Source organism: Shewanella sairae (assembly GCF_023283535.1).
GTDB lineage: Bacteria > Pseudomonadota > Gammaproteobacteria > Enterobacterales > Shewanellaceae > Shewanella > Shewanella sairae.
Genome location: NZ_JAKILT010000011.1, coordinates 86,665 through 101,277, shown reverse-complemented (window position 1 = coordinate 101,277; position 14,613 = coordinate 86,665). Strand labels below are relative to the sequence as shown.

Sequence of the window (14,613 nt, the reverse complement as noted above, 5' to 3'; positions counted from 1 at the left end):
GTTTGACACTTGCACTCTTGGTATTGAATAGCTAAATAACAAAAAGTTATAACAGGTAATAATTTTCTATTTATTATGGAATAAGCAGGCAGCTATATTTCACTCTAACGAATAAGAGTGAGGAAGCGTTATGGAGATTGTAGCTTTACCCGGTCAAGCCGCGACAGGAAAAGTATGGCTGGTAGGTGCGGGACCTGGTGATGTCGATCTACTTACAGTAAAGGCCCACAGAATCTTGCAAAGCGCTGATGCTGTGCTTTATGACGCCTTGGTCAGTGATGAGATCCTCGCGCTTATTCCAAAACATGCAGAAAAGATTGCAGTAGGTAAGCGAGCGGGTAAGCACAGTGCTGCCCAGAGCGAAATTAACCAACTGCTGGTGACCAAAGCTTACACCCGAAAAAATGTGGTGCGCTTAAAAGGTGGCGATCCATTTATCTTTGGCCGTGGCGGTGAAGAGCTTGAAACGATTGTTGCCGCAGGCGTTGAGTTTGAAGTGATCCCAGGCATCACGGCGGCTAGCGGTACAGCCGCTTACGCGGGGATCCCGCTAACTCATAGAGATTATGCTCAAGGGGTGAGTTTTATTACTGGGCATTGCAAGCTAGAAAGCCGCCCGATGGACTGGCAGGCTTACGCTAACCCTAATAATACCTTAGTGGTGTATATGGGGATCCTCAATGCCGATTTGATTAAGCAAGGATTGATGGGGGCTGGGCGAAGTGCTCAGACTCCTGTTGCTATCGTATCGAAAGCGACAACACCGGATCAGCAAACCTTTGTTGGCACATTAGATAACATTGACGAGCTTGCTAAGCATCCAGACCTAGTGATGCCAGCCTTGATGGTTATTGGTGAGGTTGTAGAGCTTGCCGGTAGTCTAAATTGGTTTACCCCAGATAATAGCCAACTCATTGATTCTGAGTTAGCCGCACAACTTAAATAATTGATTGAAGAACACGGAGAACTAGCATGGGCGCAAAAGAGTTAAGCCATTTGCAACAACTGGAAGCTGAGAGCATTCAAATTATTCGCGAAGTGGCGGCTGAATTTGATAATCCTGTGATGATGTATTCCATCGGTAAGGACTCTTCTGTGATGCTTCATCTAGCTCGCAAAGCATTCTACCCAGGAAAAATTCCATTTCCTTTGTTGCATGTAGATACAGATTGGAAGTTTAAAGAGATGATCGCGTTTCGCGATGAGCAAGCGAAAGAGTTTGGTTTTGATCTGTTAGTACATAAAAACCCTGAAGGTCTAGAAATGGGGATTAACCCATTTGATCACGGCAGCGCGAAGCACACTGACATTATGAAGACTCAAGGGCTTAAGCAAGCATTGAACAAGTATGGCTTTGATGCAGCATTTGGTGGCGCACGCCGCGATGAAGAAAAGTCGCGTGCTAAAGAACGCGTATATTCATTCCGCGATAAGCACCATACATGGGATCCAAAGAATCAACGTCCCGAGTTATGGCGTACCTATAATGGCGCCGTAAATAAAGGCGAAAGCATTCGTGTATTTCCGCTATCTAACTGGACAGAGCTTGATATTTGGCAGTACATCTATCAAGAAAATATCAAACTTGTGCCACTGTATTTTGCCCAAGAACGCCCAGTGGTTGAGCGCGACGGCATGATGATTATGGTTGATGATGACAGATTACCGCTTGCTGATGGCGAGCAGCCTAAGCAAGAGTTAGTACGTTTTAGAACGCTAGGTTGTTACCCATTAACTGCAGCGATGCATTCAGAAGCTGACACGCTCGAAAAGATTATCGAAGAGATGTTATTGACTCGTTCAAGTGAGCGACAAGGGCGACTTATCGATTCAGACCAAAGTGCATCGATGGAACTTAAAAAACGTCAGGGGTATTTCTAACGCCTGTTGAGGGTGTGGATTAAGAATTCTAAGGGATCATTATGAATCAAGCAGTAACTAATAACGCTCGACTGGCGGCAGAACTTGAAGATTTAGGTGTAAAAGAGTACCTGTCATTGCAGCAGAACAAAGGTTTATTACGCTTTTTAACTTGCGGCAGTGTCGACGATGGTAAAAGTACCTTAATTGGCCGTCTATTACACGATAGCGCCCAAATTTATGAAGACCAGTTGGCGAGCTTAAAAAGTGATAGCGCCAAGCTAGGTACCACAGGTGAAGAAGTTGACTTAGCTCTGTTAGTTGATGGTTTACAAGCTGAGCGTGAGCAAGGTATTACCATTGATGTTGCTTACCGTTACTTCTCAAGTGATAAGCGTAAATTCATTATTGCCGATACCCCAGGTCACGAGCAGTACACGCGTAATATGGCAACCGGAGCTTCAACTTGTGACTTAGCTGTTATTTTAGTTGATGCGCGTTATGGCGTACAAACCCAGACTCGTCGCCATGCTTTTATTGCTTCACAACTGGGTATTCGCCACTTTGTTGTAGCGGTAAACAAAATGGATTTACTTGGCTTTGATGAAAAAGTCTTTAATGACATTCAAGCTGAATTTGCTGAGTTTGCCGAGCAGTTAGGTGATTTGGATATTCATTATGTGCCGCTATCAGCACTTAAAGGCGACAATATTGTTGATACCAGCGAACACACATCTTGGTATGACGGTGGAACACTATTACACCTGCTAGAAACCATAGATACTCGCCGCGAGCTTACCAGTTTACCTGTGCGTTTCCCGGTGCAATATGTTCAGCGTCCTGATCTAGATTTTCGTGGCTTTTCAGGCACGTTAGCATCGGGTGTGATTAATGTTGGTGACGAGTTGGTGGCACTGCCATCAGGTAAACGCAGCAAAGTGGCGCGTATTGTGACTTTTGACGGCGATCTTGAGCAAGCGATAGCAGGGCAAGCTGTGACCCTAACCCTTGAAGATGAGATTGATATTTCAAGAGGCGATTTACTATCACAAGTAGAAAATGCACCTGAGCTAGCCAATCAAGTGACGGCTGACATTGCCTGGATGGATGAAAAGCCATTACAACTAGGCCAACTTTACGATTTAAAAGTGGCCGGTAAAAAGCTACAGGCAAGCGTGGCAAAAGTTGAGTATGTTGTTGATATAAATACGCTTGAGCGTAATCAAAACAATAGTATTGGTTTGAATGATATGGCGCGAGTAACGCTTGAGCTTAATGAGTCAATTGCAATTGACCCATATACTTTAGTGCGTGATACCGGCGGCATGATCCTTATTGATCGTTTATCAAACGCGACAGTTGCTGCCGTTATGGCTGTATCTAGTGCGAGAGAGCAAAGCAACGCTCAGCAATACAGTGATTTTGAGTTAGAACTCAATGCGCTGATTCGTAAGCAGTATCCGCACTGGCAAGCAATTGATATCAGTAAGGTTAGCCGTTAATCATGGCTGATTTGTGGGTGTTATCGTGCATTTTATTTGCCTTAGTCGCCGCCTTAATGGCGGGGCTATGGACACCTGCAGCTTTGTTTTTTATCGCTTCATTAACGACTTACTTACTTGGCATGGTAGAGCTGGAAACTGCGCTTGCAAGCTTTACCAACGCCAGTTTAGTTACCTTAGTGCTGCTAATTATGTCGACAGCGGCACTGGAAAAAACCTCTTTATTAGGTAAATTAAGCCAAATGGTTGGGCGTGGCTCATTGGCATCAACTATGGCGAAGTTGGGTCTTTCAACGGCATTACTATCGTCCTTTACCAATAATACAGCGGTGGTGGCGTCGCTTATTGGTGTGGTGCGGCGTAATCAAGCTCATGCGCCAGCCAAGTTACTATTGCCGCTGTCTTATGCGGCGATTTTAGGTGGCACGCTAACCTTGATTGGCACCTCAACTAACCTAATCGTTAACTCTTTTGTTGAAAACGCTGGCCTTGTGCCATTGGGCTTTTTTGAGTTCTCGATGATAGGCATAGTGATCGTCACGTCAGGTGTGGGCTTATTGGTGTTATTGGCCAACTGGCTGCCGGATAGACGCGAAGAGACGGCCGATGAGACTTTGCCTTACTTACTTGAAGCGAGAGTGGCTAAAGAGTCTCTACTGATTGGTCACAGCGTGCAAGATAACCGTTTGCGCGCACTGAAGAAGTTGTACCTTGTAGAGCTTGAGCGCAGCGGCATTCGTATTTGCCCAGTGCCGCCACACTTAGTGCTACAAAGCGAAGATGTGTTGCGCTTTAGTGGTGCGGTAGAGTCTGTTGAGCTATTACATCAATTTGACGGCTTAGAGTGGTTTGGTAAGCAGCAAGCTAAAGGTCAAAACTTGATTGAAGCTGTGCTGGCACCAAGCTCTAGCCTTGTTGGTCGCTCGTTAAAAGAGTCGACTTTTAGAGAGAAATTTGATGGTGCAGTATTGGCTATTCGTCGAGGACACCATCCGCTGAAAGGCGGCTTAGGCGATATAGAGCTGCAAGCGGGAGATGTATTACTTATTACCCCTGGTGATAGCTTTAGCCGTAATACTAAGTTGGCATCTGAATTTGCCGCAGTAAGCGGTTTAGACTTAAGTGTCAGGCTAGATCCCCGCCGCAGTAAATGGGTTCTCGGTGGTTTCCTTATTACCATTTTGGCAAGTTTGACTGGTGTTTTACCGCTGGTTAAAGGACTTATTTTGCTGCTGATGAGCTATATTTCGATTGGTGCGGTCAGCTTGTCAGAGCTTAAGCGGCGTTTTCCGTTTGAGCTAGTGGTCATTGTTGGCAGTGCGTTGAGTTTAGCTAATTTGATGTTATCGACGGGGCTGGCTGATGATATTGCGACATTTATTCTTGGCTCAATAAATGGCTACGGCGTGTTTGCTGCGTTTGTCGCTGTGTATTTAATGACGTTATTGTTAACTGAGCTCATTACCAATAACGCCGCCGCAGCGCTGTCTTTTCCTGTCGCCTATGCAATTGCAATGAGTTATGGCGTCGATACTAGACCATTTATTTTAGCTGTTGTTTTTGGTGCGAGTGCGAGTTTTATTTCACCCTACGGTTACCAAACGAATTTAATGGTGTATAACGCGGGCAATTACCGATTTAGTGATTTTGTTAGGGTAGGGTTGCCGTTATCGCTGCTTTATTCTGCGATTGTATTGTTATTGGTTCCGGTGTTTTTTCCTTTTTAGTTAATGCTAGGCAGGGCTAAGTTGAATTGAGTAGAAATTGATATTTTGAATATTGAACTTAGCAAATTTTACCGCTGTATTTATAGATAGAATTTTGGGAGTTTTTATGTCTGATATTGTTTGGCACCAACATAGTATCGATAAGCAATCGCGTGCGGAGCAAAAAGGGCAGAACCCTATTTTGTTATGGTTTACAGGTCTTTCAGGTTCTGGCAAGTCGACCTTAGCAGGCGCACTGGAGCGTGCACTATTTGATGCTGGTTTTCATACTTACCTGCTCGATGGCGACAATGTGCGCCATGGTTTGTGCAAAGATCTTGGCTTTAGCTCGGATGACCGAGATGAGAATTTACGCCGTGTCGGTGAAGTGGCAAAATTGATGGTCGATGCTGGGCTGGTGGTGTTATCTGCCTTTATCTCTCCGACTCGCGAAGAACGTGAGCGAGTGCGAGCATTATTTGAAGCTGGCCAGTTTATTGAAGTGCATGTGTCTACTCCAATTGAAGTGTGCGAAGCGCGTGATCCAAAAGGGTTATACAGTAAAGCGCGCGCTGGCGAGATTAAAGATTTTACTGGGATCTCTGCACCTTATGAAGTGCCTACTGCAGCCGAATTAACGATAGATACCAGTAAAGGTGATTTGGCTAATCAAGTACGAGCCTTACTGGACTATTTAGCGGCGATTCAAGTGATTGATTCTGAGAAGCTAAAAGCGGTAGTTTAGACGGCGACTTATAGACGTTAAAAAATGGGCTGCATTTTGCAGCCCATTTTTATGTTAAAAGGCTGACAGTAAATCGAGATTATTCAATCTTAAAGTCCTGTGAAAATAGCGCCTTCATTGCTTTGATATAGCTTTTATCGGTATTGAAATGAATAAGCTGCGCTAGTTCATCGCCAATTGGGGTAAAGCGATAATAGCTAAAAAACAACTGCCCGCTTTTGGGCGTTAGCTTGAGCTTGGTATCACCAAGGGCAAAGTGGATTGGGGTTTTACTGCTAAGTAGACCAGTTTCGAGTTCACTACGGTGCAAAACCCCCGCTTCAACTAAAGTCAGTATGTTGGAGTAGGGTAAGCCGAATTGCGATAAACCTATGTTTCTGGCAGCAGCTTTCTTAAATATTTGTCCAATGCCACCAGTATGTTTACAGCCAATAATCAGTTTTAAGCGGGTTTCGTTGTTAACCAGAACCGAGATACTCAGTGCTTTTTCTAGTATCTGCGCTTCTTTGTGAGTTAACTGTTTCAGCGTGCTTAAGGTACGTAAGCTAAAATTGCCCGGCGAGGTGATTTCATGAGCTAAAATCCGTCCCCATAGCTCTTGCATTTTGCGGTTATGAATTTGTTCTGCTAGCTGAAAAAATTGATGCGCCCAGTCCGGATCAAGATCGACGCCGGTAACATCTGACGGTGTATGGCTAATGGCAATTTTATATATGGTTTCTAAGTTCTCTTGATATTGGCACGCAAGTTTTTGCGCGCGAAAACTCGCCCGCTCAGCAATGGATGCATTGCTCGCACGGTAGTCATCTTCACTCGCTAACCCTAGCATTCGCCCAAGCAGTAATGCTTTTTTCCGGGCTGATGCATCAGTGGCTTTGTTATTGTCTTTTGTCGCATGCGCGACCGCACTATCTGTTGCTGTTTCAACCATGAAGACATTCGCCATTATCAAAGGTTATTACTGTTTATTAAACCCATTTTATTGACTTTTGAACAGTTAAATAAGGGTTATTATTCTAGTTATCGGCCTTAATTGCTAATTATTGATGCTAGGCAGGTAGCAATGTTCTCTAAAAGAACCTAGCAAATGAGGGCTTAGATAAAAGTGATGCCTAACTGTAATAGAGTAGTGATACATTAAATTTGGCCATTTAATTAGCTCAATTTAGATAGGTGAATAAATGCTGGAAAATATACATACACTTGCACTTACACTGTAAAAAAATCCCCACCAGAATACGGGTAGGGATTATCTTGTGTCTGCAGGAAGATTCAGTATTGCTTATTAAGCTGTAAATTAGATTTTAAACTTAATGCCAATATTTATAGCGTCTTCTGAATAAGTATCTTTAAACAGTGCAGGTTCTTCTCCGTAGAATGCCCCCTCAACAAAGAAAGATAAGTTTTCATCATAGTTATAATTAACACTTGCTATTAATAAAGACTGATCGGCATTATCTGTCGTATCTTGGTAAGTCTTATGCTGATATGACACGCCAAAGTCAACAGAGGAATATTGATACTTAACTGCGCCAACATAAGTATTCTCAGACTTGTTAAATGAGTCTTCGTTAACTTCTACCATGCTAGCAAGTGTTAAACTACTGAACTTATAATCAGCACCAATAGAGTAGCGTTTGTAGTCATCATCAGCTTTATTAGCTGGGAATTTTTTATCTACCTGAACGTAGCCAATGGCCGCATTGAAGTTAGCTGAGTTATAAACAAGACGGGCTGAAATTACATCGTCATTGCTACCGTTGTCCTCCTTAGGTGTAATAACCGAGCCTACAAGCTTTAGCTTACCTTTACCTACAGCCAGTGACGGTGTCGCATAAGCTAAAATGTTTTTGGCGTAAGTGGCCTGTTCCCATAACATCTTATTACGGCTAGAGAGTTCAGCGTTGTTTGATTGGTGAATGTCTACACGCTTATAAACATCACTATAAACACCAGAGTAACCATGACCAACGATAGCGGCACCAAATTTACTCGCAAAAATTATACGTGCTGTGTTTAGCTCGAAATCATCTAGGCCGCGTTTAGCGAAGTTATCAGAGTATTGCACCTCTGCTTCATAGATAATTTTAAAGTCATCTGTTTTATAAACCCCTTTATTACCAATGGCAACGAGCTGGGCTTGTGTTTGGAAGTCTTTACCGTCTTGCCAACTTAATTGACCTTGAGCTTTACCGTATACGGTATTACTGACAGTAGCAGCCTGAGCGCCAGTAGAGGCAAGCAGAATAGAAAGAGCTAAATACTTAATTTTCATTTTTAATACTCTATAAAAGAAAAAGCCACCCTACTTTTTAAGGTGGCTTAGGCTATTACTGATTACTTGATTGTTTTGTTCGGGTCGATAATCACTGCGCGGTAGCCTGTACTGCGTGGCATTGGTGATGTTACGTGTAGTTCGACTTTAACGTCATGAGTACCATCTTTAACTTCGTTTAGGATACCAACGGTAAGTTCTTTAGGATCAGACATTTTAGTGTTAGCTGAATACATGAACATTGTGTCGCGGTCTTTCTCGTAGCTAATGTTAGAAGTCACAACAGAATACCACTCGAAGCCACGCTCTTGGCCATACTGCCAACGCTGTTCAACGGTCATATCATCTTCGTTGATTAGGAACTCAACACCGCGAGAATACTTGTCTGTTGGGAAAGCTGGTTGCTCGTAGAAACGACCATCACCGTTGTCGAATGAAACGATAGAGACTTCGTCATCTCCCTCTTCTTTACCGGTTAACCAAGTCGTGTGCTGTGTATATGTAAAGTCAAACTTGCTTGGGTCTTCACATAAACCTTTTTCAGTACACTGGATTTCATCACCGTTGCTATCTACGGGCTGGAGCACCTTCTTGGCTAGGTCGCCTGTCCAGCCCTCACGTGGAGAAAGAATCCACTTAACTTCTTTATCTCGACCAATCTTCACGTTGCCTTGGTGACGTAGAGATAAGATGATAGAGTCATCAGCAGGATCATATTCAACGCTGTTTACGTGTGCCCAGTTACGTCCAGCACCAACACCTGGGATATCACCGTAAGGAGCGTCAGGCTCAATCTTCGCCTTTTGCCCCATTTTTTCATCGTCAATGTTTAGGCAAACTGCGCCAGCATCTAAGGCTACAAGATGTGCATCACGCATGTTATCTAGAATCTTGTTCAAGTCCCAAACTTCAACAAGCTTACCAGTTGGGTCAATTTCAAGGATCTGGTCACGTACTGTGTGAACGCGCTTACCATCTTCACGTAGGTAGCTGGTCTTAGCTGCACGAACGAGGTAGTTGCCATTTTCCATCAATTGCATGTCATGAGAGAAATCTTGGTAGCCGCGCGGTAAGTTCCATTCAAAAACAGTTTCACCCATCATTGTCATACGGAATATTTTCATTCCTTGACCGAAGATGATGTCGCCGTTGTCCATCTGATGTATACCCATCACGATACCGCGCTTGTCTAAGTGCTTAACATCGTGGATATCAGACACATCTAAAGACCAACGTGTTTCACCTTGAGTATCGGTGATGAATGTAACAGGGTGACGATCCCACTCAAGAGCGCCCATACCACCCGCCCAAGTTACAGCTGTAGAGCCTTCAACTGGCATGATGTAGTTGATTAGATATAGACGGTCTTTAAATTCTTCATCAACCTTGATTGGCGTAACTTCTGGAAAGTTAAGCTTCATACCGTTAACTGATGCACCGCCGGTTCTTGGTTGAGTGTAGATTGAATAATCTTCAACTACATGCTTACCATTCTTCTTATAAGTAAGAGTGACTTTGTTGTCGAAGTTTGCGTATAGGCCAAATACCGGAATACCGTTATGATCTAGGATAGTTTCACGGCTTACATCATACTCGATATCAACACCATCTTTACCTTTACCATGAACAACAACCTTAGCCGAATTAACTTCGTAACCGCCTAAGTCAACGATTGCTGTTTGTGGTGATGTGCCATAAGGGTTAACCACTACAGAGCCTAATTGACCTTGTGCTGCTGGGGCTGATATGGCGTTAAATTTAGCAGCCATGGTTGGTGCTGATACGATCACAGCAAGGGCAAACGCAATTTTTGTAAGTTTCATTAGTTGTAAATCTCCGAATTATTATTACTTTCTTTTAAACAACTGTACTAACCAAGCTGCTGTTAAAGGCGCAGCCGCTAAACCAAATACTGAATAGATAACCATGCACCAATGGGCCATACCGCCACCTAGGAAAGTCCAATCATCTTCACCACAACCACCAGTAGGCATGAACTCAAATGGTAGCCACTCATCTAAAGGCAGGTTTAGAGGGAATCTTGGCTCAGTGGAGCAGGCGGCTCCCGCTGCATCGCCAGCGGCGGCAAAAAAGTCCATCGACTCGTCTACAACCATGTGAGCTGCATTGTGAATACCCATTAGTTCGTATGACCACATGAAGCCTTGAATCACACCGTACCAAGCTAACAGTAGGCCTAGGCCTTTCAGGATATGGTTACGTGGGTCAATTAAAATGATAAGTCCAGCAATAACAATACAGCACTGGCTAAAGCGGATATAAACGCATAATTCGCATGGGTCCATTGCCATAAATAGCTGGAAGTACAAGATTGCAGAAAGGATGGCGAACATCGCTCCACCAATCATCACCGCCCAAATAGGGCGTTGGCTTTGCATTGTTACTAAGCCATTCATAGGGTCGGACTTAAAGCCCTCCCAAAAGTCTTTAATAGCGCTCATTACTTAGCGCTCAATTCAGCGATAAGGTCTTTAAGCATGTTCATAGACTTAATAGACTTGGTGTTGATGAGGTATTTACCATTAACAGTAATAGCGGGAACACCTTGGATATTAGCTACGGCAACACCTTTATCCCACTCAGCGATTAATGCTTTAACTTTAGGATTTTCAGCATGTTTATCAAACTCTGCACGAGTCATATTTAAATCGTCTAATGCGAAGTTAATGGTCGCATCCGATGATTTAAACTTAACTTTCTTAACGTGGTACTGGTTGTAGTATTCAGCTTTAACCTGTTTAAATACTTTGTCGCCTTTGATTTCTTTGGCGATAGCGAGTGCTGTCGACTTCTCCATACCGAAAGGTGGCTTAGGGGAAATATGGTATTGTTCAAGCTTGCTACCAGCTGGGAGAATCTTGTCATTCGGGATCCCTGCTTTTTCATACTTAAAGCAGAAAGGGCAGTTAATCGAGTAGATTTTAGTAACGGTATTCGGGGCATCAAACTGAGCTGATGCTGGTAATACTTGATACTCAACGCCTTCTGTTGCTGCTTGAGCGCTGAATGATAAAAATAGGGCAGCAGCGATACATGTGAGTGATTTTTTCATAATGTTGATCTTCTCTTTAAGTATTGGATATAGAGCTAAATAAGTGAGAGCTATACTTGATTTAATGTTTAGGTTATTGAGCGAAAGCTTATTAAGGACGAATATCGGTTGAGCGATACACAGTCTTTTTTGGTGATGTAGTCTCGATATGCATTTCTACGTTACTATTCTTTTGTGTGAGTCGTTCTGCTAATAAAAAACACATCATCATTAAAGTTTCTTAAGTTACTCCGTTTTCACTTAATAAATTAATTACATATAAGGAGTCTTGTTGTGACAAGGATCACTCAATTATGTGGTGATAAATTCCAGTGTTAATTATTATGATTGGCGTATTGTTTGGTAATGTAAAAATCAAAAATTAGTTTTTATACCTAGATATTTTGAATTTGTCATAAAGTATGTGTTGTTGTTCAATGTTTTTGTGATTGTAAAGTTTTGGTCGCAAATTTAGATTCGAAATGCAATATTTAAAATCGATCGTGTTATATTTGATTTTTAGATGTAGTAGTGAATTGTTTTTTGCTTGAACTTGTTTTGTTCTTGCGTTCTAGGGAGGGCTAGTGAACGATCTAAATGAAATGAAATACGGTACTTTAAAGATATTTAAACTGTTGTATGAAGAATTATCAATTCTTAATACTGCAAAGCTTCTCCAGGAGTCTCAGTCAAAAGTAAGCTATGAGTTGAAGCGACTAAGAGAAATATTTAACGATCCTTTATTTATACGCTGTAAAACTGGTTTGCTAGCCAGTGAGCGAGCGACAGAAATTTATAAGAAACTACCAGAGACCTTACTGAGTATGGAGAGTCTCTACAATATTACACCAGACTTTACTCCATCAATATATCAAGGTCAGGTGAGTATTGCAGTTTTAGAACCTATAGCAGTGAGTTTGATACCTATTCTTTATCATAGATTAGCGATAGAGTGTCCTCATGTTCAACTGAGTATAAGTGTTTGGAATGAAAATACTTTAGACATGATTCGCAAAGAAAAGATTGATATTGCTTTAACGGTGCAGTCACTTGATTCTGATTATGTGAAAAGTGAATTAATTTGTCCTTCATTAAGAATGCTTGCATGCCGATATAACCACCCTATTTTAAAAAGCAAAAATGAAATTACACTTATTGATATGTGTAATTATCCTATAATTTTACAAAGCATTCCTTGCTGGAATGAGTATGGTTCTTCATTAATTGAATTGGCATGCAGAGATAAAGGCATTACCCCCAATATCACAGCTAAAATAGCTTACCTTCCTGCTATTGTTTCAATACTAAAATCAAGTAATAGCCTTTGTTATTCTTCAGCTGCGGGGTTAATGGCACAGGGAGATTCAATTAAGCTAATTAAGGCACCAAGAGAGTTAGATACTCATTTAAATTACTATAGTATCTACTCTCGGAGTAGAGGTAATACATTGTTCAATAAATGGCTTAGAGATGTGTTGAAAAGCGAAGTTATTAAACTAATGGGGGAATGTAGTCATCATTGGAAAGAGAAATAGTTGGTTGGAAAGGGGAGGTCATATTGGAGTTTCCTAATAATATTAGGATGTTGTTAAGCTGGGTAGGGAAGCTCATAAATGATGATAAAATTGTATTTCGTTATTGAAGTTTTTATATGTAGTTACTTTGTAATTTATATGATGTTATTGTTGAGAATGGCTAAATAGGAAGTGTTGGGTAGGTAATTAATGATTACATTGTTTAAATTGGTGAGTTTTTAAGTTTTAAATAAATTTATATTAAATGACTATCGGCCTTAATTGTTAATTCTTGATAGTATACGCTTGCCAGCAGATATTAATACTAGCAAGTGTAAACTCGTATTCCAATCCGACTAATCTTGACCGAAATCAACTCGTAGAATCTTGATTTACTTTACCAAAATAGGCTACTTCTTCGCCTTGCTTTGGGTGGCGCGGTACATTTAATGCTAACACCAATGAGCAAACTGCAAATCCTGCTCCGATATAAAACACCATTTGTGGCGAGCTTAACCATAGCAGGCCCAATAGTGCAGGGATCACCACTGCTGCAATGTGGTTAATGGTAAAGCTAACCGACATGGTTGCGGCAATGTCTTTTGGGTCGGCAATCTTCTGAAAATAGGTTTTCATTGCTATCGCCATGCCAAAGAGCAAATGATCTATCACGTATAGCGCTGCTGCAAATTCGGCTTGCTCAACGAGAGCATAGCTAATAAATACCGCGGTAAGTCCTATATACTCAATAGTTAATGCATTCCGCTCTCCAATACGTCCAATAAAACGACCGATTGCAGGAGCAAATAACAGGTTCACCACATAATTTATTAAAAACAGGGAAGTAATTTGAGTGACACTATAGCCGAACTTTTCAACCATCATGAACCCTGCAAATACCATGAATATTTGCCGTCTTGCGCCAGAAAAGAAAGTCAGTAGGTAATAAAGCCAATAGCGCTTTTTAACGATGAGCTTTTTATGCTGCATTTCACCTTGGTTAAAATTAGGAAAGTAATAGCTGATGGTGATCACCATTAATAAGCCTAGGCTGCCGATAATGGCGTACATCCATTGATAATCTAGTTTTAGCCTGCTCATAATTAACCAAATACTGGCGTAGCCACCAAGGGCGGCAGCGCTGCGCCAAGCTAAAGCCTTGCCCATAAATGCTGCCGCTTCTTGTTTGTCGACCCACTGTAAGGTAAGAGATTGGTTAACGGTTTCAAAGTAATGAAATCCGACGGACATCAACACCGTGGTGATATATAAGCCCAGAACTTGTGGGAAAAATCCGGTAATTGCGACTCCGATACACAGTACGGCCAGCGACAATAAAGCAAAGGCTTGTTCCCGGATCAGTAATAAAACAAAAATAGCAGTAAAAGCAAGAAAGCCTGGAACCTCACGCAAGCTTTGTAAAATGCCAATTTCTGCACCGGTAAATTGTGCTCGTTCAATGACAAAGTTATTTAATAATGCCTGCCATACAGCAAACACTAGTGACATGATGAAAGTCATCCATAGGAGTAGTTTTTGAGGATCGTTTCTCATTGGAGGTCCTATCAGTCACTTGTAAACCGGTTGATTTCAGTGCTGCTTTTTCTTAGTGATTTAGGCGAAATAGCAGTATACATGATGGTCTTTTATTATTAGACCTGAGTCGCAAAGAAGCGGGTGGCAATAGTAACAATTTGCGCACCAGTTGTTTGATTCCCCTTTTTATAAGCTAAATAGAAAGACCCTCACGGTTTGAAATATTGCGCTATCTAGCTCTTCTCCTTATTTAATCATTGATTGTTACTGAGCTTGAATTGTTGCCTGCTCTGCTACCTAAGTAGCACCTTGGTGCTAAATGTAAGTTTTCTGTAAATGATAATGTAAGTCATTCTCATTGAGTGTAGTTTGTCTGCGAATTTAGGGGGAGCTGTTCAAGTTGGTTGATAGAGTGCTGAGAAC

General features: G+C 41.9%; 12 protein-coding genes. 6 read left to right on the top strand and 6 right to left on the bottom strand.

All coding sequences use genetic code 11. From position 1 onward, the window contains the following. Positions 1–130 precede the first annotated feature (130 nt). From cobA to cysC, 5 genes are all read left to right on the top strand, one after another. Positions 131–946 (top strand): uroporphyrinogen-III C-methyltransferase, encoded by an 816-nt coding sequence (gene cobA / locus L2748_RS06745; protein ID WP_220780991.1) that lies wholly within the window; start codon positions 131–133, stop codon positions 944–946. 26 nt (positions 947–972) lie between these two features. After that, positions 973–1,881, top strand: a complete 909-nt coding sequence (gene cysD, locus L2748_RS06740) for a sulfate adenylyltransferase subunit CysD (protein ID WP_220780990.1) — start codon at positions 973–975, stop codon at positions 1,879–1,881. A gap of 41 nt (positions 1,882–1,922) precedes the next feature. Beyond that, the gene (cysN, locus tag L2748_RS06735; RefSeq protein ID WP_220780989.1) at positions 1,923–3,362 is read left to right on the top strand and encodes a sulfate adenylyltransferase subunit CysN; all 1,440 of its coding nucleotides are present in this window, start codon (positions 1,923–1,925) and stop codon (positions 3,360–3,362) included. 2 nt (positions 3,363–3,364) lie between these two features. Then, positions 3,365–5,089 (top strand): SLC13 family permease, encoded by a 1,725-nt coding sequence (locus tag L2748_RS06730; protein WP_220780988.1) that lies wholly within the window; start codon positions 3,365–3,367, stop codon positions 5,087–5,089. A gap of 106 nt (positions 5,090–5,195) precedes the next feature. Then, positions 5,196–5,813, top strand: a complete 618-nt coding sequence (gene cysC / locus L2748_RS06725; protein WP_220780987.1) for an adenylyl-sulfate kinase — start codon at positions 5,196–5,198, stop codon at positions 5,811–5,813. Positions 5,814–5,892: 79 nt separating this feature from the next. Here cysC and L2748_RS06720 read toward each other — a convergent pair whose 3' ends face one another. The 5 genes from L2748_RS06720 to L2748_RS06700 form a co-directional block, all read right to left on the bottom strand. Next, the gene (locus tag L2748_RS06720; protein ID WP_220780986.1) at positions 5,893–6,744 is read right to left on the bottom strand and encodes a TIGR03899 family protein; all 852 of its coding nucleotides are present in this window, start codon (positions 6,742–6,744) and stop codon (positions 5,893–5,895) included. A gap of 366 nt (positions 6,745–7,110) precedes the next feature. Next, positions 7,111–8,088 (bottom strand): porin, encoded by a 978-nt coding sequence (locus L2748_RS06715; RefSeq protein WP_220780985.1) that lies wholly within the window; start codon positions 8,086–8,088, stop codon positions 7,111–7,113. 62 nt (positions 8,089–8,150) lie between these two features. Continuing rightward, positions 8,151–9,911, bottom strand: coding sequence for an aryl-sulfate sulfotransferase (locus tag L2748_RS06710; RefSeq protein WP_220780984.1), 1,761 nt, complete (start codon positions 9,909–9,911; stop codon positions 8,151–8,153). A gap of 24 nt (positions 9,912–9,935) precedes the next feature. Continuing rightward, positions 9,936–10,550, bottom strand: coding sequence for a disulfide bond formation protein B (locus L2748_RS06705; protein WP_220780983.1), 615 nt, complete (start codon positions 10,548–10,550; stop codon positions 9,936–9,938). Next, positions 10,550–11,161 (bottom strand): thiol:disulfide interchange protein DsbA/DsbL, encoded by a 612-nt coding sequence (locus tag L2748_RS06700; protein WP_220780982.1) that lies wholly within the window; start codon positions 11,159–11,161, stop codon positions 10,550–10,552. Before L2748_RS06700 ends, L2748_RS06705 begins: the two co-directional genes overlap by 1 nt. A 563-nt stretch (positions 11,162–11,724) precedes the next feature. Between L2748_RS06700 and L2748_RS06695 the strand changes: the two genes are divergently transcribed. After that, entirely contained in the window at positions 11,725–12,675 is a 951-nt protein-coding gene (locus L2748_RS06695) for a LysR substrate-binding domain-containing protein (protein ID WP_248957672.1), read from the top strand. A gap of 351 nt (positions 12,676–13,026) precedes the next feature. Here L2748_RS06695 and L2748_RS06690 read toward each other — a convergent pair whose 3' ends face one another. Beyond that, on the bottom strand, positions 13,027–14,208 hold the full coding sequence (locus L2748_RS06690) for an MFS transporter (RefSeq protein ID WP_220780980.1): 1,182 nt from the start codon (positions 14,206–14,208) through the stop codon (positions 13,027–13,029). Positions 14,209–14,613: the final 405 nt, after the last annotated feature.

Coding starts and splice junctions, on each gene's coding strand:
- L2748_RS06715 (WP_220780985.1), bottom strand. CDS start 8,088: ATGAAAATTAAGTATTTAGCTCTTTCTATTCTGCTTGCCTCTACTGGC.
- L2748_RS06720 (WP_220780986.1), bottom strand. CDS start 6,744: ATGGTTGAAACAGCAACAGATAGTGCGGTCGCGCATGCGACAAAAGAC.
- cysC (WP_220780987.1), top strand. CDS start 5,196: ATGTCTGATATTGTTTGGCACCAACATAGTATCGATAAGCAATCGCGT.
- cobA (WP_220780991.1), top strand. CDS start 131: ATGGAGATTGTAGCTTTACCCGGTCAAGCCGCGACAGGAAAAGTATGG.
- L2748_RS06730 (WP_220780988.1), top strand. CDS start 3,365: ATGGCTGATTTGTGGGTGTTATCGTGCATTTTATTTGCCTTAGTCGCC.
- cysN (WP_220780989.1), top strand. CDS start 1,923: ATGAATCAAGCAGTAACTAATAACGCTCGACTGGCGGCAGAACTTGAA.
- cysD (WP_220780990.1), top strand. CDS start 973: ATGGGCGCAAAAGAGTTAAGCCATTTGCAACAACTGGAAGCTGAGAGC.
- L2748_RS06710 (WP_220780984.1), bottom strand. CDS start 9,911: ATGAAACTTACAAAAATTGCGTTTGCCCTTGCTGTGATCGTATCAGCA.
- L2748_RS06690 (WP_220780980.1), bottom strand. CDS start 14,208: ATGAGAAACGATCCTCAAAAACTACTCCTATGGATGACTTTCATCATG.
- L2748_RS06700 (WP_220780982.1), bottom strand. CDS start 11,161: ATGAAAAAATCACTCACATGTATCGCTGCTGCCCTATTTTTATCATTC.
- L2748_RS06705 (WP_220780983.1), bottom strand. CDS start 10,550: ATGAGCGCTATTAAAGACTTTTGGGAGGGCTTTAAGTCCGACCCTATG.